21 protein-coding genes are annotated in these 25,459 nt (G+C 71.6%); 12 read left to right on the forward strand and 9 right to left on the reverse strand.

Annotation, left to right across the window (positions count from 1 at the left end; translation table 11 throughout):
- Positions 1–210: 210 nt before the first annotated feature.
- On the reverse strand, positions 211–771 hold the full coding sequence (locus ACFVTC_RS07060; protein ID WP_390124781.1) for a CGNR zinc finger domain-containing protein: 561 nt from the start codon (positions 769–771) through the stop codon (positions 211–213).
- A 130-nt stretch (positions 772–901) separates the two neighbouring features.
- On the opposite strand from ACFVTC_RS07060, the gene ACFVTC_RS07065 reads away from it, so the two are divergent.
- The 5 genes from ACFVTC_RS07065 to ACFVTC_RS07085 all read left to right on the forward strand — a co-directional run bounded on the left by ACFVTC_RS07065 (position 902) and on the right by ACFVTC_RS07085 (position 6,042).
- Positions 902–1,372, forward strand: coding sequence for a VOC family protein (locus ACFVTC_RS07065; protein ID WP_390124783.1), 471 nt, complete (start codon positions 902–904; stop codon positions 1,370–1,372).
- A 12-nt stretch (positions 1,373–1,384) separates the two neighbouring features.
- Positions 1,385–2,263, forward strand: a complete 879-nt coding sequence (locus ACFVTC_RS07070; RefSeq protein WP_390124786.1) for a pyridoxamine 5'-phosphate oxidase family protein — start codon at positions 1,385–1,387, stop codon at positions 2,261–2,263.
- A gap of 9 nt (positions 2,264–2,272) precedes the next feature.
- Entirely contained in the window at positions 2,273–2,785 is a 513-nt protein-coding gene (locus ACFVTC_RS07075; protein WP_390124789.1) for an NUDIX hydrolase, read from the forward strand.
- A 200-nt stretch (positions 2,786–2,985) separates the two neighbouring features.
- Positions 2,986–4,758 (forward strand): TIGR03767 family metallophosphoesterase, encoded by a 1,773-nt coding sequence (locus ACFVTC_RS07080; RefSeq protein WP_390124791.1) that lies wholly within the window; start codon positions 2,986–2,988, stop codon positions 4,756–4,758.
- A gap of 150 nt (positions 4,759–4,908) precedes the next feature.
- The gene (locus ACFVTC_RS07085; RefSeq protein WP_390124794.1) at positions 4,909–6,042 is read left to right on the forward strand and encodes a serine hydrolase domain-containing protein; all 1,134 of its coding nucleotides are present in this window, start codon (positions 4,909–4,911) and stop codon (positions 6,040–6,042) included.
- Positions 6,043–6,201: 159 nt separating this feature from the next.
- Here ACFVTC_RS07085 and ACFVTC_RS07090 read toward each other — a convergent pair whose 3' ends face one another.
- Positions 6,202–7,254 carry a hypothetical protein gene (locus tag ACFVTC_RS07090; RefSeq protein WP_390124795.1) on the reverse strand — a complete coding sequence of 351 codons (1,053 nt, stop codon included), beginning with the start codon at positions 7,252–7,254 and terminating at the stop codon, positions 6,202–6,204.
- A gap of 267 nt (positions 7,255–7,521) precedes the next feature.
- Complete coding sequence (pepN, locus tag ACFVTC_RS07095) at positions 7,522–10,113, reverse strand: aminopeptidase N (protein ID WP_390124796.1); 2,592 nt, start codon at positions 10,111–10,113, stop codon at positions 7,522–7,524.
- Positions 10,114–10,250: 137 nt separating this feature from the next.
- Between pepN and ACFVTC_RS07100 the strand changes: the two genes are divergently transcribed.
- Complete coding sequence (locus ACFVTC_RS07100; RefSeq protein WP_390124798.1) at positions 10,251–10,907, forward strand: DsbA family protein; 657 nt, start codon at positions 10,251–10,253, stop codon at positions 10,905–10,907.
- Between the two features lie 21 nt (positions 10,908–10,928).
- Here ACFVTC_RS07100 and ACFVTC_RS07105 read toward each other — a convergent pair whose 3' ends face one another.
- Positions 10,929–11,165 (reverse strand): hypothetical protein, encoded by a 237-nt coding sequence (locus tag ACFVTC_RS07105; protein WP_390124800.1) that lies wholly within the window; start codon positions 11,163–11,165, stop codon positions 10,929–10,931.
- A gap of 643 nt (positions 11,166–11,808) precedes the next feature.
- Here ACFVTC_RS07105 and ACFVTC_RS07110 point away from each other — a divergent pair.
- Positions 11,809–12,465 (forward strand): histidine phosphatase family protein, encoded by a 657-nt coding sequence (locus ACFVTC_RS07110; RefSeq protein WP_390124802.1) that lies wholly within the window; start codon positions 11,809–11,811, stop codon positions 12,463–12,465.
- A 105-nt stretch (positions 12,466–12,570) separates the two neighbouring features.
- Here the strand turns inward: ACFVTC_RS07110 and ACFVTC_RS07115 are convergent, their stop codons facing one another.
- Positions 12,571–13,212, reverse strand: a complete 642-nt coding sequence (locus tag ACFVTC_RS07115) for a superoxide dismutase (protein WP_390124804.1) — start codon at positions 13,210–13,212, stop codon at positions 12,571–12,573.
- A 158-nt stretch (positions 13,213–13,370) separates the two neighbouring features.
- A complete protein-coding gene (locus ACFVTC_RS07120) occupies positions 13,371–14,759 on the reverse strand; it encodes an amino acid permease (RefSeq protein WP_390124806.1) in 1,389 nt (462 codons plus the stop codon).
- Between the two features lie 411 nt (positions 14,760–15,170).
- Here ACFVTC_RS07120 and ACFVTC_RS07125 point away from each other — a divergent pair, with 411 nt between their 5' ends.
- Entirely contained in the window at positions 15,171–15,764 is a 594-nt protein-coding gene (locus ACFVTC_RS07125) for a biotin transporter BioY (RefSeq protein ID WP_390124808.1), read from the forward strand.
- A gap of 188 nt (positions 15,765–15,952) precedes the next feature.
- On the opposite strand, the gene ACFVTC_RS07130 is transcribed toward ACFVTC_RS07125, so the two are convergent.
- Positions 15,953–16,675 carry a hypothetical protein gene (locus ACFVTC_RS07130; RefSeq protein WP_390124810.1) on the reverse strand — a complete coding sequence of 241 codons (723 nt, stop codon included), beginning with the start codon at positions 16,673–16,675 and terminating at the stop codon, positions 15,953–15,955.
- Between the two features lie 232 nt (positions 16,676–16,907).
- Here ACFVTC_RS07130 and ACFVTC_RS07135 point away from each other — a divergent pair, with 232 nt between their 5' ends.
- Positions 16,908–19,331 carry a protein kinase gene (locus tag ACFVTC_RS07135; RefSeq protein ID WP_390124812.1) on the forward strand — a complete coding sequence of 808 codons (2,424 nt, stop codon included), beginning with the start codon at positions 16,908–16,910 and terminating at the stop codon, positions 19,329–19,331.
- Between the two features lie 81 nt (positions 19,332–19,412).
- Here the strand turns inward: ACFVTC_RS07135 and ACFVTC_RS07140 are convergent, their stop codons facing one another.
- The gene (locus tag ACFVTC_RS07140) at positions 19,413–20,885 is read right to left on the reverse strand and encodes an amino acid permease (RefSeq protein WP_390124814.1); all 1,473 of its coding nucleotides are present in this window, start codon (positions 20,883–20,885) and stop codon (positions 19,413–19,415) included.
- Positions 20,886–21,157: 272 nt separating this feature from the next.
- On the opposite strand from ACFVTC_RS07140, the gene ACFVTC_RS07145 reads away from it, so the two are divergent.
- Together ACFVTC_RS07145 and ACFVTC_RS07150 are read left to right on the forward strand one after the other, a co-directional pair.
- Positions 21,158–21,643, forward strand: a complete 486-nt coding sequence (locus ACFVTC_RS07145; protein WP_390124816.1) for a ribose-5-phosphate isomerase — start codon at positions 21,158–21,160, stop codon at positions 21,641–21,643.
- 291 nt (positions 21,644–21,934) lie between these two features.
- Positions 21,935–22,744, forward strand: a complete 810-nt coding sequence (locus ACFVTC_RS07150; RefSeq protein WP_390124818.1) for an Fpg/Nei family DNA glycosylase — start codon at positions 21,935–21,937, stop codon at positions 22,742–22,744.
- Between the two features lie 37 nt (positions 22,745–22,781).
- On the opposite strand, the gene ACFVTC_RS07155 is transcribed toward ACFVTC_RS07150, so the two are convergent.
- Positions 22,782–24,011 carry a GNAT family N-acetyltransferase gene (locus tag ACFVTC_RS07155; RefSeq protein WP_390124820.1) on the reverse strand — a complete coding sequence of 410 codons (1,230 nt, stop codon included), beginning with the start codon at positions 24,009–24,011 and terminating at the stop codon, positions 22,782–22,784.
- A gap of 197 nt (positions 24,012–24,208) precedes the next feature.
- On the opposite strand from ACFVTC_RS07155, the gene ACFVTC_RS07160 reads away from it, so the two are divergent.
- Positions 24,209–25,381 (forward strand): PP2C family protein-serine/threonine phosphatase, encoded by a 1,173-nt coding sequence (locus tag ACFVTC_RS07160; RefSeq protein WP_390124822.1) that lies wholly within the window; start codon positions 24,209–24,211, stop codon positions 25,379–25,381.
- Positions 25,382–25,459 lie beyond the last annotated feature (78 nt).

Genomic DNA, 25,459 nt, shown 5'->3' on the forward strand with positions numbered 1-25,459 from the left:
GAGTGACCGGTCCCGACGTTCCTCGGGACGCGATCACATCAGTCCGGTATGTGAACCCGGATGACCGCTCAGCTTTACCCAAAGGGCAGTTATTTGGGGAGAGTTGACCGTGGCGGGATGGAAGCATGGCGTACTTCCGCCATACGCCACGCCGGTGATAGCGCGGTATGGCCGGACATGCCGGGCGCCTCGAACCGCCTGGGCGCCGGCTCAGCTCTCCTTCGTGCGCGCGTAGTGGCGGGACGCCTTCGCCCGGTTACCGCAGCCCGACATCGAGCACCAGCGGCGGGTGCCGTTGCGCGAGGTGTCGAGGAAGTGCAGGACGCAGGTCTCGTGGGCGCAGTGGCGGATGCGGTCGGGGGAAGCGCCCAGCAGCTCCAGGTAGTTGCGCGCGGCGAGCCAGCCGGGCTCCCATGCCGGGTCCTCGAACTCGGCGCGCTCGCCCGGCCCCTCGGGCGACAGGGTGACCCGGATCCGCCCGTGCGCGAGGACGGCGTCGACCCGCTCCGCCCCGGTCGAGGGCGCCCCGTCCGCCTTTCCCCGCAGGTGCTCGTCCACGGCCGCGCGCAGGGCGTCGCGCGCCTGGAGGGTGTGGCGCAGCACGGTCTCGTCGGCCGGGAGGGCGAACCCGTTCGCGGTCAGCCACACCGCCAGCCCCCCGGTGTCCGTGAGCAGGTCCTGGGGCACCCCCTCGCTGTTCCAGCGGGTGTTGAGCAGGTCGAGCGCGAGCGGTTCCCCGGTGAGGGGGCGGGGGTCGGTGACGGCGGGCACGGCGGGGCTCCCTTCGGCGGCTAACCGTTCAAGAGTAGGTGACTGGTTGACGTTACTCATTCTAACCCTTAATCTCGCTTACAGAGGTTAGCTCTCGACGTGGGAGCCGCCACCGTCCCGGAGGACAGTCATGACACCGCGCACCGGCCATGTCGGCCTGAACGTCACGGACCTCGACCGCTCGCTCGCCTTCTACCGGGACGTGCTCGGCTTCGCCCTCCTCACCGAGGGCAAGGACGGCAAGGACGGCGAGGAAGGGGAGCGCAGGTACGCGTTCCTGGGCTCCTCGGACGGGGACGGCCGTCCCGTCCTCACGCTCTGGCAGCAGGCACGGTCGACGTACGGCGAGGACCGCGCCGGCCTCCACCACCTCGCCCTCGAAGTGGACTCGATCGACGAGGTCAGGACGTACGAGACGGCGCTGCGCGACCGCGGCGTCACGTTCGCCCACGAGGGCGTGGTCGCCCACCGCGAGGGCTCGGCGTCCGGCGGCATCTTCTTCCACGACCCGGACGGCACCCGGCTGGAGATCTACGCCCCGACCGGCGCCGAAGGGGCACCGGTACCATCCGAGTCCGCTCCGACCTGCGGTTTCTTCTAGACGGAGGGCGAGATGACCTATCACTCCGGCTCGCGCGCCGTACAGGACCGGGTCGGCGTGCGTGATCTCGCCGACCACGTGGGACAGGCGGTCGGGCAGGGCATCCGCCCGGTGGCCGCCGCCTTCCTCGAACAGCAGCCGATGCTGGTGGCCGGGGCGGCCGACCCGGCCACCGGCGCGGTGTGGGCCTCGCTGCTCACGGGCCCGCCCGGCTTCGTCCGGGCCACCGGCGTCCGGCAGATCTCGGTGACCGGCCGCCCCTCCGCGGACGACCCCCTCGCCGCCGCGCTCGCCGCCGAGGGCACCCTCGTCGGCACGATCGCGCTCGACCCGCGCACGCGCCGCCGGATGCGTCTGAACGGCCGGTCCCGGCCCACCGCCGGGGGGTTCGCCGTGGAGGCCGACCGGGTCTTCGCCAACTGCCCGAAGTACCTCCAGCGCAGGGAGTCCTACGAGACGCTCGGACGCCGGCCCGGCGAGGCCCGCCGCTCCGGCCTGCTCTCCCCCCGGCAGCGCGCCCTCGTCGAGGCGGCCGACACCTTCTTCCTGGCCACCGTCCACGCGCACGGCGCCGACGCCAGCCACCGGGGCGGCAACCCGGGCTTCGTGCACGCCGACGGCCCGTCCGAGCTGCGCTGGCGCGACTACCCCGGCAACGCGATGTTCCTGACCCTCGGCAACCTGGAGGCGGACCCGAGGGCCGGACTGCTCTTCCTGGACTGGACGTCGGGAACGGTGCTCCGGCTCACCGGCACGGCCCGCGCCGCGTACGCCCCGGACGGGGAGCGCACGGTCCGCTTCACCGTCACCGGGGTCGTCGAGACGCCCGAGGGCAGCCCGCTGCGCTGGTCGCCGCCCGAATACTCTCCGGCCAACCCCTCCCTGCCGTAACGTCTGGGCATGCCGAAGCAGTTGAGGGTGGCGGCCTACGCCGTATGCGTGCGGGACGGGCGGATGCTGTTGGCCCGGTGGGTCGCGGGCGACGGGACCAGACGGTGGACCCTGCCGGGCGGTGGCATGGACCACGGAGAGGACCCCTACGACACCGTCGTCCGCGAGGTCGACGAGGAGACGGGGTACGCCGTCGAACCGGTCGCGCTGCTCGGCATCGACTCCCAGCTGCGCACCCACCCGCGCCGGATGGGCGGCGCCACCGACTTCCACGGCCTCCGGATCGTCTACGAGGCCCGGATCACCGGCGGCGACCTCCGCCACGAGACGGACGGCTCCACCGACATGGCGGCCTGGTACCCCCTCGACGAGGTCCCGTCGCTCGAGCGGGTCGGGCTGGTCGACACAGGACTGGGGCTGTGGCGCGAGCGACCGGCGCTCGGGCGTGTGCCCCGGCCCGCGGGCCGCGCCGGGTCCGACCGCGGCCACGGTTCACTACCCCGGAAAATGAACACGGAGTGACCGCCTCCCGGCCGTCCGGGGAGAGCTCCATGGACGCGCAGGGTAGCCCAAGATCCACTTACGGTGATCGGTGTCGGGCGTTGCCGCCGAGTTAACGTCCAGGTCACCCCAGGTGCCAACGATCCAGAGTGAGCGGGGAGTTACCGCAACGAGCCCCCCGCGAACACTGCCGACGCGTTCGCACTCGGGGAGATCGCGCCATGTCGCGCATACGCTCTGTCGCCACCGCCGCCGCCATGAACCGCCGTACCCTCCTCGCCGCGAGCGGGGCGGTGACCCTGTCCGCGGGCATCGGCTACGCCCTGCGGCCCGACTCCGAGGCGCACGCCGCCGACGCGGGCGGGGCGCGCGCCGCCGACGCCGGCGAGGCCCCCGTCGCCGTCTCCCACGAGGCGCCCCCCGCTCCCCTCGCGCCGTACGAGCGCGGCACCACCCTGCAGAGCGTCGCCGCCCCGCACTCCGGCACCGGGGGATACCAGCGGCTCGGCGACGGCCCCGCCTGGAAGCGGGTGGTGCGCGGCGAGCTGGCGTCGGCCAAGGCCGGCCGGGCCGAGCGGCGCACCGCGCTCGCCTCCTTCGTGCAGTTCACCGACCTGCACCTGATCGACGTCCAGCACCCGCTGCGGCTGGAGTTCCTGCGCTCGGGTGCCGTGAACGCCTGGCGTCCCCAGGAGGCGCTGACCGTCGCGGGCGCCGTCTCGCTCGTCGAGCGGGTCAACTCGCTGCGGGGAGCCCCCGTCACCGGCTCCCCGCTGCACTTCGTGATCACCACCGGGGACAACACGGACAACAACTCCAAGACGGAGCTGGACTGGTTCCTCAAGGTCATGAGCGGTGGCCGCATCCGGCCCAACAGCGGTGACCCGCGCCACTACGAGGGCGTCCAGAACAGCGGCATCAAGACGTACTGGCAGCCCGACGGGGCCGTGCGTGACGCCGACAAGCAGCGCGGCTTCCCGCACCTCCACGGCTTCCTGGCCGCCGCCGTCCGCGAACTGCGCAGCCCGGGTCTGGGCCTGCCCTGGTACTCCACCGTGGGCAACCACGACGCGCTGCCGCTGGGCTGCTACCGGCACGGCGACTCCTTCCTCGCCGAGTTCGCCGTGGGCGGCAAGAAGCTGATGAGCCTGCCCGCCTCGCAGAGCGTCGGCCTGCGCGCCGCCATCAAGAACGACAAGGACCCCAAGGGCACCCAGCTCCGGGACCTGCTCAAGGCGCACGCGCGGCAGCTCAGGTCGGTCACCCCCGACCCCTCGCGCGCCCCCTTCACCCCCGCCGAATACCTCAAGGCGCACCTCGACCCGGCGCACACCGGACCGGGTCCGGTCGGCCACGGCTACTCGGAGGCGAACCTCACCGCGGGCACCCAGTACTACGCCTTCCGGATCGCCGACGACGTCCTCGGCATCAGCCTCGACACCACCGACCCGGGCGGCCACTACGAGGGCTCCGTCGGCACGGCGCAGCTGAAATGGCTGGAGCGGACACTGACCGAGAACAAGGACTCGTACGCGATCGTCTTCAGTCACCACACCAGCAAGTCCATGCGCAACCGCCGCAAGGACCCCGCCCACCCCAGCGAGCAGCGCCACGGCGGCGAGGAGGTCGTCGCCGCGCTCTCCAAGCACCGCAACGTGCTGGCCTGGGTGAACGGCCACACCCACAAGAACGAGATCATCCCGCACTCGGCGCCGGGCAACGGGTCCTTCTGGGAGATCAACACGGCCTCGCACGTCGACTTCCCGCACCTGGCCCGCATCGTCGAACTGGTCGACAACAAGGACGGCACGCTCTCCCTCTTCACCACCCTCATCGAGTCCGCCGCCCCGCACCGCACGGACTTCTCCGACCTGAGCCAGACGGGCCTGGCGGCGCTCTACCGCGAGCTCTCCTTCAACGCGCCGGGCCGGAGCACCGTGCTGAGCGGCACCTCGGGCGACCGCAACACGGAGCTGGTACTGAAGAAGGGCTGAATCCCGCCCAACCGCCCCGAGCCGCTCAACCCCCACCCCGCGCCGCGAGTCCCTTCCGCCGACGTGCTCGTCGGCGAGAGGCGGAGAAGCGGAAACCGGAAGCGGAAACCGGAAACGGGGAAACGGGGAAGAGGGGAAGGCATGGAGCGGATGGCGGTACGTACGGAAGTGGCGGGGCTCACCGCGCTGGCGCTGGCGGCGGCCCTGGCGGGGCCCGCGTCGGCGGGACCCGCCGCGGACCACGCCGCGACAGTGCGGGCCATGGAGGCGGCCGTGCGGTCGGGCGTCCCGGGTGTCACGGCGACGGCCGGGGACCGTCGCGGCGCCTGGTCCGCCACGACGGGCGTGGGCGACCTGAGGACCGGCGAGCCCCGCGGCGGGAGCGACCGCTACCGCGTCGGCAGCATCACCAAGACCTTCGTGTCGACCGTGCTGCTGCAACTGGAGGCGGAGGGGCGGCTGTCGCTGGACGACACGGTGGACCGGTGGCTGCCGGGCCTGGTCCGCGGCCACGGCAACGACGGCCGGAAGGTGACGGTCCGCCGGCTCCTCAACCACACCAGCGGCATCTTCGACTACACCGAGGACGAGGACTTCGTACGGACCTATTTCCTCAAGGACGGCTTCCTCCGGCACCGGTACGACACCAGGTCGCCCGCCGAGCTGGTGGCGATCGCGACGGCCCACCCGCCGGTCTTCGCGCCGGGCGCCTCCTGGAGCTACTCCAACACCAACTACGTCCTCGCGGGCATGGTGATCGGGAAGGTCACCGGCCACTCTTACGCGACGGAGATCGAACGGCGCGTCATCGCCCCGCTGGGCCTGCGCGCGACCTCCGTCCCCGGCACCCGGACGACACTCCCGCGCCCCAGCAGCCGCGCCTACTCGAAACTGGCGGCGACGACGACCGGCCCGACGTACGACGTGACGACACTGAACCCCTCCCTCGCCTCCTCCGCGGGCGGGATGATCTCCGACTCCTCCGACCTGAACCGCTTCTACTCGGCGTTGCTGCGCGGCGGACTTCTCCCGCCCGCGCAGCTCAAGGAGATGAAGACCACGGTCGCGGTCGAGGGGATCCCGAACGCCCGCTACGGTCTCGGCCTGATCGACCGGACCCTCGGCTGCGGTGTCCACGTCTGGGGCCACGACGGCGGCATCCACGGCTCGACGTCCTCGGCCACCACGACGGCGGACGGCCGCCACTCCCTCGCCTTCAACTTCAACGGCGACTGGTCGGGGGACGGCGACGCGGTGATCGACGCGGAGTACTGCCCCCAGTAGCCGTCGCCCGGACCCGGACCCGGACCCGGACCCGGACCCGGACCCGGGTCCGGACCCGGACCCGGACCCGGTCCAGGGTCCGGGTCCGCACGCACGCGGAGGGGCCACCGGCACCCGGTGGCCCCTCCGCTCCCCTCCTGCCGCCCGACCGGTCCGTCCCTACCGGGGCAGCACCACGACATACGCCGCCGGTTCACGGTCGTTCGCCGCCATCAGGGCGGTGCGGACGACCGTCGCCTGCTGCTGGGCCGCGTCGCGGAGCTTCTTCGGCGTGACGTGGACGACGGTGATGCCCAGACGCTCCAGGTGCTCGCGCTTGCGGGCGTACTCCGACCAGACGGCGTCCTCGTCCTGGCGGGGAGCCCGGGTGTCCAGCTCCAGGGCCACCGCCTGGTCCGGCCAGTAGGCGTCGAGGCCGCCCAGGTGAGGGCCGCCCGGCAGGCGGAGGTCCACGTTCCAGACCGGTTCGGGCAGACCGTGCTCCCGGACCATCCGGTAGAGCCGGTCCTCCGCGACGCTGCGTCCCTCGGCCAGCAGGGAGTCGACGGCGTCCACCACGTGCGGCCTGCCCAGCAGCCGGGCCTGGGTCAGCTCCCGCACCACCGCCGCCGGATCGCAGTGGCCGCCGCGCACCGCCTCGGTCAGCAGACGGCGTACCGCGTCCGCGTCCGTCAGCTCCGCCACCGCGTCGGCGAGGGCGCGCGGGACCGGGGCGACCGGGACACCGGTGACGTGGGAGGGGGCGGGAAGGGCGGCGGTGCGGACGATGCGGGCGCAGCCCTGCGAGCGCAGCCGGCGCAGCCGGGGCACCAGGACGTCGATCCTGTCGAGGGAGAGCAGCGACGGGGCCGATGCGAAGCCGTACAGGGCGAGGGCGGCGAGGCCGGTGATCAGCGCGTCCGTGTAGGGCTGGGGGGCGTGCGGCTCCTCGGCGCCCGGCTGGACGGGGATCGCGGTCGCGGGTGCCGTCGCGGGGGTACGGGCGGCGAACAGCAGGACCGCGTGCAGGCGTTCCTCGGAGGTGGGCGGCCCGGTGTGGAGGAGGAAGACACCCGGAAGGAACTGCTGCCAGGGTCCGCCCGGCCGGCACTGTTCGCTCGCCCCGGCGGCGGTGACACCGCGGGCACGCAGCTGGGCTGTCGTCAGCACCCGGCGCCGGACATCGGAGAGGTGACGCAGGGGGCGGGGGGAGAGCGGGGTGTCGTGGTTCATGCACGGGGGTTTTCCGCGCCCGATCCGTCCCCTAACCGCTGTTACACGCCTGTCGACAAATGCGGACAAGCTCGTCCTAAAGTACGGGCGTTCGAGTGCCGAAAGGCGCTGGTCCGGATGGGGATTAGTAGGGGTTACGGCTCTGCATACCTGAATTTCGTAACCACCCGTACCGGTGGCGCCCATGGCAGAGGGGCACCGGCCGGAACCGGTGCCCCTCTGGTGCCGCGGGTCGGACCCCTCCGGGTCTGTCGGTCCCCGCCCGTCTCAGCCGGCGGTCGCCGCGTCGCGCCGCTGTCCGCGCAGCGCCCGTGCCAGGTCGTCGCGGGCCTCGAGGACCAGACGGCGCAGGGCCGGCGCCGCGCTCTCGTGTGCCGTCAGCCACGCGTCCGTCGCGTCCAGGGTCTCCTGGGAGTCCTGGAGCGAGGGGAACAGCCCCTTCACCACGTCCATGCCGATCTGGATGGACCGCTCGGCCCAGATCCGCTCGATGGCGGCGAAGTACTTCCCGGCGTACGGGGCGAGCAGCTCGCGCTGCGACGGCTGGGCGAAGCCCGCGATGGTCGCCTCCACGAGCGCGTTCGACAGCGCGTCCGACTCGACGACCTGGGCCCAGGCCTGGGCCTTGACCGCCGCCGACGGACGGGCGGCGAGGCAGCGGACCTGGTGGCGCTTGCCGGAGGCCGTGTCGTCGCGGGCCAGCTCGGCGGCCAGCGCGGACTCGTCGGCGATCCCGTGCGCGGCCAGCGGTTCCAGCAACGCCCAGCGCAGCTCCTGGTCGACGTCCAGGCCGTCGATCTTCGCCGTGCCGTCCAGCAGGTCCTGCAGCAGTCGCAGGTCGGCCCGCTCGGACGCGACCGCCGCGAAGAAACGGGCCCAGGTGAGCTGGTGCTGGCTGCCGGGCTCGGCGAGCCGGAGTTCCTTCTGGGCGCCCTGGGCGAGGAGCCGGCCGCCGGTCGCCCGCCAGTCCGGCGCCGTGTAGTGGGTGAGCGCGGAGTCGGCCCACGCGTGCAGCATCTGGAGTACACCGATGTCCGACTCGCGGCCCGCGAAGCGGAGCACCAGGCCGACGAAGTCCCGGGCGGGCATGAGCCCGTCCCGGGTCAGGTTCCACAGCGCCGACCAGCACAGCGCGCGGGCGAGCGGGTCGGTGATGTCGCCGAGCAGCTCCCGCAGCGTGGCCAGCGAGTTCTCGTCGAAGCGGATCTTGCAGTAGGTCAGGTCGTCGTCGTTGACGAGGACCAGGTCCGGCGCGTCGGCGCCGACGAGTTCCCCGACCACGGTGCGCGGGCCGTCGACGTCCGTCTCGGCGCGCGCGTAGCGCTCCAGGGGGCCGGGCTGTCCGTCCGGCCCGGTCCCGCGCCGGTAGAGGCCCACCGCGACGCGGTGCGGGCGCAGTTCGGGATGCGACTCGGCCGCCTCCTGGAGCACGGACAGCTCGGCGACCCGTCCGTCCGCGTCCAGGATCACCTGCGGAGTGAGCGAGTTGACCCCGGCCGTCTGCAGCCACGCCCGTGACCAGGCGGCCAGATCGCGCCCGCTGGTCTCCTCCAGCGCCGACAGCAGGTCGCCCAGGCGCGTGTTGCCGTACGCGTTGCGCTTGAAGTACCGGCGCGCGCCTTCCAGGAACGCGTCCTGGCCGACGTACGCGACGAGCTGCTTGAGCACCGAGGCGCCCTTGGCGTACGTGATGCCGTCGAAGTTGAGCTTGGCGTCCTGCAGGTCGCGGATGTCGGCCGTGATCGGGTGCGTGGACGGCAGCTGGTCGGCGCGGTAGGCCCATGCCTTGCGGCGGTTGGCGAAGGTGATCCAGCCGTCCTCGAAGCGGGTGGCCCCGACCAGCGCGAACGCGCCCATGAAGTCGGCGAAGGACTCCTTGAGCCACAGGTCGTCCCACCACTCCATGGTGACGAGGTCGCCGAACCACATGTGCGCCATCTCGTGCAGGATGACGTTCGCTCGGCCCTCGTACGACGCCTGCGTGACCTTGCCGCGGAAGATGTACTCCTCACGGAAGGTGACGAGTCCCGGGTTCTCCATCGCGCCGAGGTTGTACTCGGGCACGAACGCCTGGTCGTACTTGCCGAAGGGGTACGGGTAGTCGAAGTGGTCGTGGAAGAAGTCCAGGCCCTGCTTGGTGACGAGGAAGACGTCGTCCGCGTCGAAGTGGGGGGCCAGGCCCTTGCGGCACATCGCGCCGAGCGGGATCTCCAGCGTCGTACCGTCGTCGAAGGTGCGGGAGTAGCTGTCCGTCACGTAGTGGTACGGGCCCGCCACGACCGCCGTGATGTACGTCGAGATCGGCTTCGTCTCGGCGAACTGCCACACCCCGTCCGTGAGTTCACCGACGCCGTTGCTCCACACGACCCAGCCCTCGGGAGCCCGCACCTCGAAGCGGAAGGGCGCCTTGAGGTCGGGCTGCTCGAAGTTGGCGAAGACGCGCCGGGAGTCCGCGGGCTCGTACTGGGTGTAGAGGTAGGTCTCGCCGTCCTCGGGGTCGACGAAGCGGTGCATGCCCTCGCCGGTGCGGGAGTAGGCGCACTGGGCGTCCACCACCAGCTCGTTCTCCGCGGCGAGGTCCTCCAGCCGGATGCGGGTGCCGTCGAAGACCTCTCCGGGGTCGAGGTCCCTGCCGTTGAGCGAGACGGCCGTGACGCTCGGTGCGATCAGGTCGGCGAAGCTCGCGGCGCCGGGCTCGGCACAGCGGAAGCGGATCGTGGTGACCGAACGGAACGTACGCGCTCCGGCCTCGGCGGCGCCCACGGCGGATCGCAGGTCGAGGGAGACCTCGTACCCGTCCACGGACAGCAGGGCTGCCCGCTCCTGGGCCTCGTCGCGGGACAGATTCTCACCGGGCACGGCGGCACTCCCTCATGGCGTCATAGACATGTGTGAACAGGAGCGATCCTCCCATGTGCACCTGACGGCGGGCACCCGGGAATGAGCAGGGGTCCCGTGGTGTTGGCCGGGGAAAAGAGGACCCTTTGAGGAGAACCATGTCCGAGACCATCTCCGGCAAGACCCCCGTCGACTTCTGGTTCGACCCGCTGTGCCCCTGGGCCTGGATGACCTCGCGCTGGGTCCTGGAAGTGGAGAAGGTCCGGGACATCGAGGTCCGCTGGCACATCATGAGCCTCGCGGTGCTGAACGAGGACAAGCTGGACACGCTCCCCGAGGAGTACCGGGAGATGCTCGCCACCAAGGCGTGGAAGCCGATCCGGGTGGTCACCGCCGCGTGGCAGAAGCACGGCGAGGACGTCCTCGGCCCGCTGTACACCGCGCTCGGCACCCGGATCCACAACCAGGGCGAGGGCCCGACCGTCGAGGCGGTCGCGGGCGCGCTCGCCGACGTCGGTCTGCCGGCCTCCCTGATCGACTACGCCGACCAGGAGGACTTCGAGTTCGACGCCGAGCTGCGCGCCTCCCACAAGGAGGGCATCGACAAGGTCGGCCAGGAGGTGGGCACCCCGGTGATCGCGCTCCCCGGTGCCGACGGCGAGCAGATCGCCTTCTTCGGCCCGGTCGTCACCCCGACCCCCAAGGGCGACGCCGCGGCCAGGCTGTGGGACGGCGCGCTGCTCGTCGCTTCGACGCCCGGCTTCTACGAGATCAAGCGGACGCGGACGGCCGGCCCGGACTTCAGCAACCTCTGAGCCGTCCGGGCGGCCGGTGAGTCACTCCGGTTCGGGCATCTTCCGTGGCGGGTCGAACGGCTTGACCCGCCACGCGTGCCGGATGTTGCGGCAGTCGTAGTCGGTGCGACCGCAGATCCAGTAGTCGTCGACGTAGGCGTGGGGCGTTCGTGCGTGCGTCAGTTCGCGGATGATGTCCCGTTCCCGGTCGTCCCGGGGCTGTCGGTGCGGCTGGTCCGATCCGCACGTATAGCAGGGATACGTCTTTTCCCTAGGCATCCGGCCACAATGCCCCGGAAGCCCCCGTACCGTAAGACATCGCACCCGCCGCGCCGTTGGCGTCGCGCCGCCCGGCGGCCTTCCCGGGCGGCGATCCGGCCGTTCCGGGCCGGGCCGCCGCCGCCCACGGACCCGCGTCGGTCCTCGCCCATCCGCTCGTCTCACCCGGCGAACGTTTTCCCATTCCTCGCCCCGGACGCCGTTCCCTTCGTCCCCGGAACCCCGCCTCCGGCGCCGAGCTGGGGGCCGCCCTCCTCCAGGGCGTCGGCCTCGTGGAACGCCTCCGCCCGGACTGCCCGCACCACCTGGGCGCCCGCTGGAGGGCCCGCTCACCCTCACCGGCGGAGCCGCCCGCAGCCCGTACCGAAACCGGCTGCGCGAGGACATCCCCGGCCGCCCCGCCCGCGTCCCCGAGCAGACCGAAACCGCCCTGGGCATGGCCGTGTCGGCCACGTACGGCACCGGAGGCGCGGCCACCCCCGCGGACGCCACCTCGTACGGTCCTCACCCCGCGCCCCGCCCGCACGGCGCGGTTCGCCGCCCCCTGCGCCCACCTGGTCGGTGTACTCGAAGAGCGCGGCCGGCCGCCCGCTTCCGCCGGAGCGCACGCACGCGCCCGCCTCGACCTGGATACTGCGGGGTCATGAGGACGACGCACACCACCGACGACGCCACGAGCCCCGGGACTCCGGCGAGCGCGACCCTGCTGCTGGCCCGGCACGGCCAGACCGTCTGGCACGCCGAGAACCGTTACGCCGGGGTGAGCGACGTGGCCCTGGCGGCCGAGGGCCACGCGCAGGCGGAGGCCCTCGGCCGCTGGGCCGCCGCCCATCCCGTGGACGCCGTGTGGACGTCGACCCTCTCCCGCGCCGCCGCGACCGCCGCCCCCGCCTGCCGGGCCCTCGGCCTCACCGCGCACCGTGAACCCACCCTGCGCGAATGCGACTTCGGCGTCGTGGAGGGCCGCACCCTCGCCGAGTTCGAGGCCGACAACCCGGCCCGCGCGAAGGCGTACCGGTCGGACCCGGTGTCCTACCCCTTCCCGGAGGCGGAGGACCCCCGGACCGCGGCGGCCCGCGGCGCCGCGTCCCTGCGCCGCATCGCGGCCGCCCACCACGGCGAACGCGTCCTGGTCGTCGCCCACAACACCCTGCTGCGGCTGGTGCTCTGCTCGCTGCTCGGCATCCCGCTGGGCGAGTACCGCAGGGTCTTCCCCCGGCTGCGCAACGCGGCGCTCACCGAACTCCGGATGACGGACGGGGCCGCCGCGCTGCTGTCGCTCAACGTGCCGTGCGCGTGAGTCACGGCGTGGGGGAGCCCCCGCGCGGCAGGTCCGCGCGGGGGCTCCCCGTTTCTCCGCCTGCCGCGTGAAGGGTGAGAAGACGATCACGGGCAGGACGCCGTGTCAGGAGGCCGGCAGCAGCACGTTCGTACGGGACTTCGCGGCGGCGTGGCGGCGCGCCACGTCCTGCCAGTCGACGACCTGCCACATGGCCTCGACGAAGTCGACCTTCTGGTTCTTGTACTGCAGGTAGAAGGCGTGCTCCCAGGCGTCGAAGACCAGGATCGGCACCGAGCCCTGGCCCACGTTTCCCTGGTGGTCGTAGATCTGCTCGACCAGGAGGCGCCCGCTCAGCGGCTCGTAGGCGAGGACACCCCACCCGGACCCCTGTGTGGTCGCGGCGGCCTTGGTCAGCTGGGCCCTGAACCCGGCGAAGGAGCCGAACGACTCGGTGAGGGCGTCCGCGAGGTCGCCGACGCCGTCCGCGGCGAGCGGTTCACCGCCGCCGTCGCCGGTCATGTTCGTCCAGTAGACGCTGTGCAGGATGTGGCCGGAGAGATGGAAGGCCAGGCTCTTCTCCAGGCCGTTGACCGCTCCCCACGACTCCTTGTCGCGTGCCTCCGCGAGCTGTTCCAGGGTGTCGTTGGCCCCCTTCACGTACGCCGCGTGGTGCTTGTCGTGGTGCAGCTCGATGATCTCGGGACTGATCACGGGTGCGAGCGCGGAGTAGTCGTACGGCAGTTCAGGGAGTGTGTAGACGGGCATGGCGGGGCCCCCTCCAACCTTATTGCAATCAATGTGCAACTACACGCTAACAGCAAGAAGCCCTCGTGCGGGGCGCACGAGGGCTTCTCGGGAGTGGCGGGTGTCGCGGGTGCGGCGGGTGCGGCGGGTGCGGCGGGTGTCGCGGATGTGGCGTGGGCTCAGTTCCGGTTGCGCATCCGCTGCCTGGTGTAGCCGGCGGCCGCCAGGAACAGCGTCATCCCACCCGTGGAGTACAACTGCACCCGGGTGTCGGGCTCCCGGGCCATCAGGACGAAGATGGCGGCCATGCCGGCCAGCGCGACCCAGGTCAGGACGGGGAACAGCCACATCCGTACGACCAGCTTCTCCGGCGTCTCACGCTCCACCGTGCGGCGCAAGCGCAGTTGGGAGACCGCGATGAAGATCCAGACGACCAGGATCACCGCGCCGATCATGTTCAGCAGCCAGGGGAAGACGTCGTCGGGCCGCCAGTGGCTCAGCAGGACGCAGACGAAGCCGAAGACGCAGGAGACGAGCACGGCCACGCGCGGGACCCCGGCGGAGACCTTCCCGAGGGCCTTCGGGCCCTGGCCGCGCTCCACCAGCGAGTAGGCGATGCGCGAGGAGCCGTAGATGTTGGCGTTCATCGCCGAGAGCAGCGCCACCAGCACGACCACGTTCATCAACTGGCCGGCGCCCGGGATGCCCAGCCGGTCCAGGGCCGCGACGTACGGGCCCTGTTCGACGACCGCCTTCGAGTCCCACGGCACCAGCGTGACGATGACCGCCATCGAGCCGATGTAGAAGAGCGCGATGCGCCACATCGCGGTACGGACGGCGCGCGCGACGCCCCGGACCGGGTCGTCCGACTCGGCCGCCGCGATGGTGACCGTCTCCAGGCCGCCGTAGGCGAAGACCGACGCGAGCAGACCGATGACCAGCCCCTCGCCGCCGTGCGGCAGGAAGTCGGCCAGGTTGGCCGTGCCCGGGGAGTCCGTGCCGGGCAGCACCCCGGCGATGGCCAGCACACCGAGGACGAGGAACAGGCCGATCGCGCCGACCTTCAGCGCGGCGAACCAGAACTCGAACTCGCCGAAGTTCTTCACGGCGGCGAGGTTCGCGGCGCAGAAGACCACCATGAACAGGGCGACCCAGCCCCACTCGGGTGTACCCGGCAGCCAGCCGGTGACGATCTTCGCGGCGCCGATGCCCTCCAGGCCCACGGCCGTGCACAGCAGCACCCAGAAGGACCACCCGGCGGTGAAGCCGGCCCACGGGCCCATCGCCCGCTCGGCGTGCGCCGAGAAGGAGCCCGAGGACGGATGGGCGGCCGACATCTCGCCGAGCATCCGCATCACCAGCATGACGAGCAGACCGGAGACGGCGTACGCGATCACGATCGACGGTCCGGCGGCGGCGATGCCCGCGCCGGAGCCGACGAACAGGCCCGCGCCGATCACCCCGCCGAGGGCGATCATCGACAGGTGGCGCTGCTTGAGGCCGTGGGAGAGCGGAACGTCCCCGGCGGCCGGGGTACCGGGCCGGGCGTCGAGGGTGGTGCGGGACATGAGAGCGGTGGTCCCTTGCAGGGGAGGGGGCAAAACGCCCACAGTCTGGGCGGCCGCTCGGCTCCGGGGCAGCCCCTGCCCACGATACGGACGTGGACGATACGGAACGTGACAGTCCGTTCACCTGTCCGGTGAGCCGCTGCGCGGGCCGGAACGCCGGGCGGGCGGCCTCCTGGCCCAGGGTGGGACGATTTGGCGAGATCCTACAGCGGCAGCTCACCCCGACTCCGTAGCCGAAACGATCCCACCTCAGTGACCAGTGTCACGCTGCGGCAGGTGTATGCCGCACTTTTGTGAGAGGTGTACCAAGCCGCCGCTCCCCGCTTTGTCGATCGCTGATGGTGATCAGCTCAGGGCCCCTGGGATAGCGTCACCGTGTCCCGCAGCCCCCTGTCACCCGCCGGAGTCCCCATGAGCACCGCTGCCGTCACGTCCCGCGCAGGCATCCGCCCCGGCGAGGTCCTCGCCGACCTGCTCCCGGCCTCCCGCGTCCGGGACGCCGCCCTGGTGCTCGGCGGCGCCGCGCTCACCGGGCTCGCCGCCCAGATCTCCCTCCCGGTGCCGGGCTCCCCGGTGCCGGTGACGGGCCAGACCTTCGCCGCCCTCCTCGTGGGCACGGCCCTCGGCGCCGGCCGCGGCTTCCTCTCCCTCCTGGTGTACGCGCTCGTCGGCATGGCCGGCATGCCCTGGTTCGCCGGCGGCGCCTCCGGCTTCGCGGCCCCCTCGCTCGGCTACGTCCTCGGCATGGTCCTCGCCTCCGCCGCCGTGGGCGCCCTCGCCCGCCGCGGCGCCGACCGCTCCGTACTGCGCACGGCCGGCGCGATGCTGCTCGGCGAGGCGATCATCTACGCGGTCGGCCTCCCGTACCTGGGTGCCGCCACCGGCATGTCCCTCGGCGCGACCCTCGCGGCGGGCCTCACGCCGTTCCTGATCGGCGACGCCCTGAAGGCGGCACTGGCGATGGGCCTGCTGCCCACGGCCTGGAAGTTCCTCGACAGGAAGTGACCCCGCGGGCCCGATGTCACGAGCCCTGCGTGACGTCATGGGCCCCGATCCCGTGATTCCCGCGGAAGAGGTTCGCCGGGTCGCCACGCGACCGCCGGTCCGGCGAGCCTCTTCCGCGCTTCTGTATTTCCGCGGTTCCGCGGTTCCGCGACTCTGCGGGTCCGCGCCGGTACGGATGTCCCCTCAGGTCAGGACGGTTGACGCCGAGGGCGCCGCTGGGTCCACCACAGCCCCGCCGCACCCAGCGAGACGAGCGCCGCGCCCGCCGCGCCGAGCGGCAGGAGATCGCTTCCGGGGCCGGTCCTGGGCAACTCGTCGCCGCTGGGCGACACCGGCTTGTTGGTGGTGTCGAGCAGCAGCGGGGTGGTCGGGGCGTTGGGCGACGGGTTCGACGCGCCGAACGGGACCGGACCCTGCTGCCAGAACGTCTTCTTCCCGGCACTGTCCTGGACCGGCAGACAGATCTTTCCGGTCCTGCTCAGATCGAAGGTCGCGTCGACGGCGTACGACTTCGACTTTCCGGCCGCGAGATTACCGACGTCGCATACGAAACCGCTGTTCGAACCTTTCGGGAGATCTTTCTCCGCCATGGCGGAGCACCCCTGAACACCCTTGACCTGCAAACCGTCGAAACCGACCACCAGAAGCCGGATGCCGCCGCTTTCCTCGGTCCCCTCGTTCTTTACCGTGGCGGTGATCGACGTCTTGTGCGAGCTGTTGTCCACCGAGATCCTGCCGGGCAGTGTGGTGGTCGGCTTCACACCTGCCGGCGCCGGATCTACGGCCTTTCCTCCCTTACTGCTCCCCGGTCCCTGATCGTCCGCGACGGCGGTGAAGGAAAGGATCATCACGGCCGAGAAAGATGCCGCGATCAGCGATCCCGCGATGGTCGTCGTGTGACGAGAACTCATGTTCGTCCCCCTTGGCTGCGCCTGAATTCGCAGTACTTGAAGAGGTACCACAAGATTTCTCCGCACTATGCTGGTACGGCATGAAGTGTGACCATTGTGTTTCCTGTGTGACAGACGTTTATGGCGGGTGTCGAGGGGGTGCGGGAGATTGACGGGGAATGCGAGTGGCGGCGTTCCGGGGTTATTGGTGACGGGCCGATATCGACTGGCCGAGAGTATTGGGCAGGGGGGAATGGGACGGGTGTGGCGGGCCGTCGACGACGTGCTCGGCCGGCAGGTCGCCGTCAAGGAAATGCGTATCGACGGACTCGACCCGGAGGACACCCGCACCCGCCGCGAACGCACACTGCGCGAAGCCAGGGCCACGGCTCGGATCGACCATCCCAACGTCGTACGCATCTACGACGTCGTCGACGAGGGCGAGCGGCTGTGGATCGTGATGGAACTGGTCGCGGGCCGCTCACTCGAACAGGTGGTGGTCGAGGACGGCCCGCTCGACCCCTCCACCGCGGCCCGCGTCGGCCTCGGACTCGTCTCGGCACTGCGCCAGGTGCACGCCGGGGGGGTGCTGCACCGGGACATCAAGCCTGGCAACGTCCTGGTCGAGAGGCGCGGGCGGCGTGTCGTCCTCACCGACTTCGGTATCGCCGCGCTGCAGGACGCCGAGGCGCTCACCATGGTCGGGATGCTGGTCGGTTCCCCGGACTACATGGCGCCCGAGCGCATCTCCGGCCGGCCGCAGGGCCCTCCGTCCGACGTGTGGTCCCTCGGGGCGACGCTCTGCGCGGCCCTCGGCGGCCGTTCCCCGTTCTCCCGCTCGACCACCCTGGCGACCCTGCACGCCGTCCTCTACGAGGAGCCCGAACTCCCGCCTGTCGAGGGCGGCTTGAGGGACGTCCTGGCGGCGCTCCTGGAGAAGGACCCGTCTACCCGGCCCGGCCTCGAGGAGCTCGGGTCGGCGTTGTGGCCGATCGCGTTCCCGGCGTCGGAGCCTGCCCGGGAAGGTCCGCGGGCACCGGAGACCGCACCCTCCGTTCTCCCGGTCCACCCGGATTCCCCCACACCGGTGTTCCTGGACCCTCAGCTGATACGGGAGGCACGGCGCCGTCCGCCCCGACCGCGCCCGGAACCGGAACCGCAGTCGGAACCGGAATCGGCACCGCAGTCGGAACCGGAACCGGAATCACAGCCGGAACCGGAAACCGAGGCGGAGTCGGAGGAGGCGGGGGAGAGGGGGCGGGAGCAGCAGCGGGAGCCGGTTCAGGAGCCGGAGCCGCAGCCGGACGAGGAACGCGCACCCGTGCCCGCCCCGGCCCACCGCCCTGACGTGAACGCCGGATCGCAACCCGATCCCGATCCAGCCCCCGATCCCGCCCGCGGGTCCGATCCCGACTCCGCCCGCGATCCCGCCCGCGGGTCGAAGCCCGGCTCCGCCCGCGATCCCGCCCGCGGGTCGAAGCCCGGCTCCGCCCGCGATCCCGCCCGCGGGTCGAAGCCCGGCTCCGCCCACGATCCCGCCCGCGGGTCCGATCCCGACTCCGCCCGTGATCCCGACTCCGTCCCCGAGGCCGATCCGGCCCTCGAATCCGATCCCGTACAGGACGCCATCCCCGCGCTGTACACCCCGACGCGGAAGTACCCACCCGACTCCGGTGAGCCCCCGGCCGAGGAGCAGGCCACAACCGCCCCCGAGACCCGGGCCCATGTGACACGGCCCCCCGCGACAACGGCTCCCGGGCCGGCGGCCGAGGAACCCGGACCGCCCGAGCCCCCCGTCCCCACTCTCGCGGTCCCCTCCACCCTCACGTCCAACGCCTCCACCGAGGCTCCTACCGAACTGCACTCACAGGTCCGCTCGGAAATCCCCACAGCCCCTGCCACCCCCGCAACCGCCTCTGCCCTCTCGTCGCCCGCCTCCCTCGCTTCGCACACCACCACTCACGGCCCAGCCCCCGTACTCGTGCCGCCAGGTGAACTCCCCGGTCCCGTGGTGCCGTCGGTTCCGGGCGACCGCGGGCGCCGGACGGCGCTCGTCGCCCTCGGCGGGGTGGTGGTCGCGGGAGTCGTGGCGGGGATCGTGATCGCCGCGAACGGGGGGTCCTCCCACGACACGGGCGGTACAACGGCGTCCGCGAGCGCGTCACCGTCCGCGACGAGCGCGCGGACGCCGTCCGGTGAACCGTCACCGTCCTCCCCCCTCCCCACCGTCGACGGCACCTCGCGTCCGCCGAGCCTGCCCGCCGGGGCCCGCGAGGAGGCCGGGCTGTACGCATGGGTCCCGCCGGAGGGCTGGCAGCGGGTCGCGCAGAGCGGCTCCGAGGTGCACTACACCTCGCCCGACAGCGCGCAGGAGATCGTGGCCAACGCGTCCCCGGCCAAGGGCGACCTGCTGGCGCAGTGGCAGCAGGCGGAGGGAGACACCGGCAAGGGCCTGGACTACCGGCGGATCAGGCTGGAGCGGACGACGTTCCGCGGGGAGCCCGCGGTCGCCTGGGAGTACACCGTCATGGCCAAGGGCCGGCTCTGGCACGTCCGGCTGCTGGGTTTCAGGTCCGGCGGCACGTCGTACGAGATCAGCACCTGGTACCACCCGGACATCGAGGCCGCCGCGCTGCGTGTCTACGACGCGGTGAGGCAGAGCTTCACACCGCTGTGAGCCGCCGTGAGCCGCCGTGCGGAAAAGGGCGGGGCCCGGCGGCACTGCCGCCGGGCCCCGCCCTCGTCGACTCCGTGGTGCTCAGCGGGCCTCGGACGAGGCCTCGACCGGCACAGGGGTGGCCGGGGGCTCCACGGCGGCGGCGCCGCCGCGCATCCGCTGCCTGGCCACCGCGATGGCCACCACCACGGCGGCGACGAGCAGCGACAGCAGCACGGTCTCGCGTCCGTCGTGCTCGGTGTCGGTGAGCATGTATCCGAGGACGAAGACGATCAGCGCGGCCGTGGCCCAGGTCAGGTACGGGTACAGCCACATCTTGACGACCAGCTTCTCCGGGGACTCGCGCTCGATGATCTTCCGCATCCGCAGCTGCGAGAAGCAGATGACCAGCCAGACGAAGAGGGCGACCGCGCCGGAGGAGTTGACCAGGAAGAGGAAGACCGAGTCCGGGAACTTGTAGTTGAAGAAGACGGCGACGAAGCCGAAGACGACCGAGACGACGATCGCCGCCAGCGGCACACCGCGTGAGGTGGTCTTCGCGAAGGCCTTGGGCGCGTCCCCGCGCTCACCGAGCGAGAAGGCCATCCGGGAGGCCGTGTAGAGGCCGGAGTTGAGACAGGACAGCACGGACGTCAGCACGATGAAGTTCATGATCTCACCGGCGTGCGCGATGCCGAGGGAGTCGAGAGCCGCGACGTACGAGCCCTTGTCCTTGATGGAGGGGTCGTTCCAGGGCAGCAGGGCGACGACGACCAGGATCGAGCCCAGGTAGAAGACGCCGATCCGCCAGATGATGCTGTTGGTGGACTTGGTGACGGCGCGCTGCGGGTTCTCGGACTCGCCGGCGGCGAGGGTCGCGATCTCGCTGCCCATGAAGGAGAAGACGACCAGGAGCACACCGGTGAGGATCGCGCCGGGTCCGTGCGGCAGGAAGCCGCCGTGGTCGCTGAGGTTCCCCAGTCCCGCCTTCGGGGCGTCCACACCGGGCAGCACACCGAAGATCGCGAGGCCGCCGACGATGATGAACGCGCCGATCGCCACGACCTTGATCCCGGCGAACCAGAACTCGAACTCACCGTACGAACCGACCGAGACCAGGTTGGTCGCGGTGAGCACGATCATCACGATGAGCGCCCAGCCCCACTGCGGTACCGCCGGGACCCAGCCCTCGAGGATGGTGGCGCCCGCCGTCGCCTCGACGGCCAGGACGACCACCCAGAAGAACCAGTACAGCCAGCCGATCGAGAAACCGGCCCAGCGCCCGAGTGCGCGGTCGGCGTGGGCGGAGAACGAACCGGAGGTCGGATTGGCGGCGGACATCTCGCCCAGCATCCGCATCACCAGCACCACGAGCGTGCCGACGAGGGCGTAGGAGAGCAGGATGCCCGGCCCGGCGGTCGCGATACCGGAACTGGAGCCCACGAAGAGGCCCGCTCCGATGACGCCACCGATGGCGATCATGGTCAGATGACGGTTCTTGAGTCCTGCCTGGAGGCCCGAACCGGGTTCTCCGGGGCCGTCGGCGGCCTTCGTGGGGGTCGGCTGCGAGGTCATGAGGGGGGATTCCTTTGCGCCGGTGAGCGGATTTCCCGTACTTCCGTTGGGGGTGAACTGCTCGGATTTCCCGTACTTCCCGTACGAGCGGTGTACGGGACTCGTACGAGCGGTGTACGAGCCGGTCCAGTGAATCGGAGGCAAAGGAATTCGTGAACCTTTGAATCCAGATCGTTACTTGAGGTTTCCTTGAGGTTTCGTAGCCCTGCTCACAATTTTCCCTGGCGGCACCCGGCGAGGCCGAACCGAAACAGCCGTGTCACACTCGGACCATGCGCGTGTATCTCGGCTCCGACCATGCTGGTTTCGAACTCAAGAACCACCTCGTGGAGTGGCTCAAGGAGGCCGGCCACGAACCCGTCGACTGCGGGCCCCTCGTCTATGACGCGGAGGACGACTACCCGCCGTTCTGCCTCCGTGCCGCGGAGCGCACGGCGGCCGACCCCGACGCCCTCGGCATCGTGATCGGCGGCTCCGGCAACGGTGAGCAGATCGCGGCGAACAAGGTGGCCGGCGTCCGCGCCGTGCTCGCCTGGAGCGAGGAGACGGCGGAGCTGGGCCGCGAGCACAACAACGCCAACGTCGTCTCGGTGGGCGCCCGCATGCACTCCGAGGAAGAGGCGACCAAGTTCGTCGAGACCTTCCTCAACACCCCGTTCTCCGGCGTGGACCGCCACGTCCGCCGCATCGAGATGCTCTCGGCGTACGAGGCCACGGGCGACCTCCCGCCGATCCCGCCCCACCACCCGCAGGCATAGCCGGCCCGGCCCAGGGCGCGAGCCTGTCGCTTTTCAGCCCACCCGGCCCACGACGCGAGCGTGCTCGCTTTTCAGCCCGTCAGGCCCAGGGCGCGAGGCTGTCGCTTTTCAGCCCGTCCGGCGTTTGAGGACGAGCCCTTCGGGCGATGCGGGGGTCCAGGGGGCGGCAGCCCCTTGGCGGGGGTCCGGGGGGCGCAGCCCCAGGTACGGGATGGGTCGGGTAGGGGCGGCGGGGGCGAGAAGAGTCCCCCCGCCCGGTTCGTCACAGGCGCACACAACCAGGAGGACCCCGTGCCCGAGGGGCACACCATCCACCGGCTGGCCGAGGACTACGCGGCCGCCTTCACCGGCACCCCCACCCGCGTCACCAGCCCCCAGGGCAAGTTCGCGGACGCCGCCGCCCTCCTCGACGGCACCCCCCTGGAATCCGCCGACGCCCACGGCAAACACCTCTTCCTCGGCTTCCGCGCAGCCGAGTGGATCCACATCCACCTGGGCCTCTTCGGCAAGGTGAACTTCGGCGACGCCCCCGGCCCGCCCCCCACGGAAACGGTCCGTCTCCGCCTCGCGAACCCCACGACGTACGTCGACCTCCGGGGCCCGACGACCTGCGCCCTGATCACGGACGAGGAGAAGCGGGCGGTACACGCCCGTCTCGGCCCGGACCCCCTGCGCCCCGACGCCGACCCGTCGGCCGCCTACCGCCGCGTCTCCCGCAGCCGCACGACGGTCGCGGCCCTCCTCATGGACCAGAAGATCATCGCGGGCGTGGGCAACGTCTACCGCGCCGAGGTCCTCTTCCGGCACGGCATCGACCCGTATCGCGCGGGCAGGGACATCACCCCCGCCGAGTGGGACGCGATCTGGACCGACCTCGTGGACCTGATGCGCGAGGGCGTGCGCAACAATCGCATCGACACGGTGCGTCCGGAACACGCCCCCGAGGCCATGGGCCGCCCACCCCGGGTGGACGACCACGGCGGCGAGGTCTACGTGTACCGCAGGGCGAACCTGCCCTGCCACATCTGTGGCGGCGAGATCCGCACCGCCGGTCTCGCCGCCCGCAACCTCTTCTGGTGCCCGTACTGCCAGCACCGGTGACCCGGGGCCGGGGCCCGCGCCCCGGCCCCGAACCGGTCTAGAACCCGTGCGGCAGCCAGGGCGCGACCGCCGACGCGAAGGCCACCGAGGCCTCCGCCAGCGCCCCCTGCCGCAGCTCCCGCACCCGTCCGGCCGCCGCGAGCGACGCCAGGGACACCCCGCCGAGATACGCCGCCCCCAACTCCCTCACGGACAGCGCGAGATCGGCGGGCTCGCGGGTAGGCACACAAGTCGCCCCCTTCGCGTCACCGGTGAGCCGCCAACGCCCCTCGTTCCAGGGGCAGAACGCGTCCTCGACCTCGAACACCAGGTCCACCGGAGCCTGGTACGTCCGTGCCTCCAGCGCGGCGTCCACGTCGACGAGCCGTACGTGCAGCGAGTCCTTCAACCGCACCGAGCAGCGCCGGATGTCGGACACCATGTGCTGCCACGCCTCGTCCACCGGACGCGCCCGGGTGCGCAGCGTCGTCGTCAGGTCGAGGTCGAAGAGCAGCCGCCACAGCGCGGCGTCCGCCGCCGGGTCCAGCGCGTGGAGCGCGTCGAGGACGACGGTGGCCCTGGCCCCGGTGTGGTCGTGGTCCGGTTTGATCCGGTACCGGGCGTAGCCGACCACCTCGCCGTCCCGCTCGGCGACCACGCACTGCAACGGCGACGCCCCGTTCCGCTCACCCGCCGGGTCGAGCACCGTCACCCGCTCCCAGCCGGGCCGCCGCGCCAGCATGCCCGGCCGCCCCGGAACCGTCCGTGCGTACACCGACTCGCAGGCGTCGAGGACGTCGGCCGGCGGGGCGAACCGCAGACGTACGTCATCGGTGCCGGGCGGTACGGACAGTCGTACCCGGGTCGTGTCGATCTCGGCGTTGTGCTGATGCGTCGCGATGCCGTAGCCGAACCGGCCGTAGATCGCCGGCTCCGACGCGGTCAGGACGGCGAGCGGCTCGCCCCAGGAGTGGATGTCGTCCAGCTGCCGCCGCATCATCGACGTCAGCAGCCCACGCCGGCGGTGCGTGGCCGCGACGCTCACCATGGTGATGCCCGCGGCCGGTACGGAGGCGCCGCCGGGGACCGTGACGCGGAAGGAGAACGCCCCCGCGGTGCCCACGCACTGGTCGCCCTCCCAGATTCCCAGGGAACGGTCGTACTCTGTGAGCTCGTTCCACAGCTCGCGCTCCTCGGACGACTCCGGTACGCCCCCGAACGCGCGAAGCAGATTGTCGTACCACGCATCCCATTCGGGCTGCCGCAGCACCCGCAAGTCAGTCGTCATGAGCCATGCCTACCAGGGCAGTGCGGTACGAGCGAGAGAATTTTCCACCGGCCGCGGGGGATGCGTGCCGTGGTCTTCTCCATGAGGCTCGCCGTGCAGTTCACTGTGCAGTTCACTGTGATGTTGAGCGCTCGGACGGGGGACAAGTGGGACCTCCCGTGCCAAGCACCTGGTCCGATGGATAGGGTCCCGAACTAATGGCAGCAGGACGAGGGCGGCGCGCGGAAGCCGAGACGTTCACGGCCCGGTTGAAGAAGCAGTGGCACCGGGCCCGCACCGGCCTGCGCAGATCCGCCGTGGACTACTTCCGCGGGGACGGTTCCGACTGGATCGCCCTGGCCGGCCTGCTGCTCACGATCCCCCTGATCGCGGCGACCACGCTGGTCAACTCGGTCTGGTGCTCGCCGGCCGCGCTGGTCCTCCCGATCGTGGCGGGCGGTCTCCTGCTGCGCCCCGCGAGCCTGCTGGGGCTCTACGCGGCCGCCGCCACCGCGCTGATAGTGGAGTCCGTGAAACTTGGCCCGTACACGGAGGGTCCGTCCCGGGTGACCCCCGGTGTGGTCCTCGTCGTCGCGGCCTGCGGCTTCTTCGGTCTGCTGATCGCGCAGTTCCGCAGCCGCGTGGGCGTGCCCTGGCGCCGCGGCGGCACCATGCTCTTCGACCTGCGCGAGCGCATCCGGGTCCAGAGCAAACTGCCGAAGCTGCCGCTGGGCTGGCACCGGGAGATGGCCCTGCGCCCGGCCGGCGGCCAGTCCTTCTCGGGCGACTTCGTGGTCGCGGCCCGTACGAACGGGGGCCGGACCCTGGAAGCCGTCCTCACGGACGTGTCGGGCAAGGGGATGGACGCGGGTTCGCGGGCGCTGCTCCTGTCCGGCGCCTTCGGCGGCCTGCTGGGCTCGCTCCCGCCGCACGCCTTCCTTCCCGCGGCCAACGGCTACCTCCTGCGTCAGGACTGGGACGAGGGCTTCGCCACCTCCATCCACCTGGTCCTCGACCTGGACTCCGGCGACTACGAACTCTTCTCCGCCGGACATCCACCGGGGCTGCAGCTCAGCGCGGGCAGCGGCCGCTGGGAGGAGAAGGCGGCCGAGGGGCCGCTGCTCGGGGTGTACGACGGTGCCCAGTTCGACTCGGTCAAGGGTTCGCTGCGGCCCGGTGACGTCCTCATGCTCTTCACGGACGGCCTGGTGGAAACCTCCGACCGTGACATCGTCGAGGGCATCGACCGCCTCACCGGCGAGGCCGACCGCTATGTCGCCGGCGGCTTCCACGGCGCCGCCTGGCACCTCATCGAGGCGGTGGCCAAGGACGTGAACGACGACAGGGCGCTCCTGCTGATCTGCCGGGAAGCCCCCGCCCCGGCCCGCTGACCCCTCTCCCCGGCGTGCGTTCCGCGACGCTGTGCGCGCGCTCGGCGCGCCGATCACCGTGCTCGGTGCCACGGCGGG

Origin of the sequence: Streptomyces sp. NPDC057950 (assembly GCF_042887295.1) — a bacterium.
Taxonomy (GTDB): domain Bacteria; phylum Actinomycetota; class Actinomycetes; order Streptomycetales; family Streptomycetaceae; genus Streptomyces; species Streptomyces kaempferi.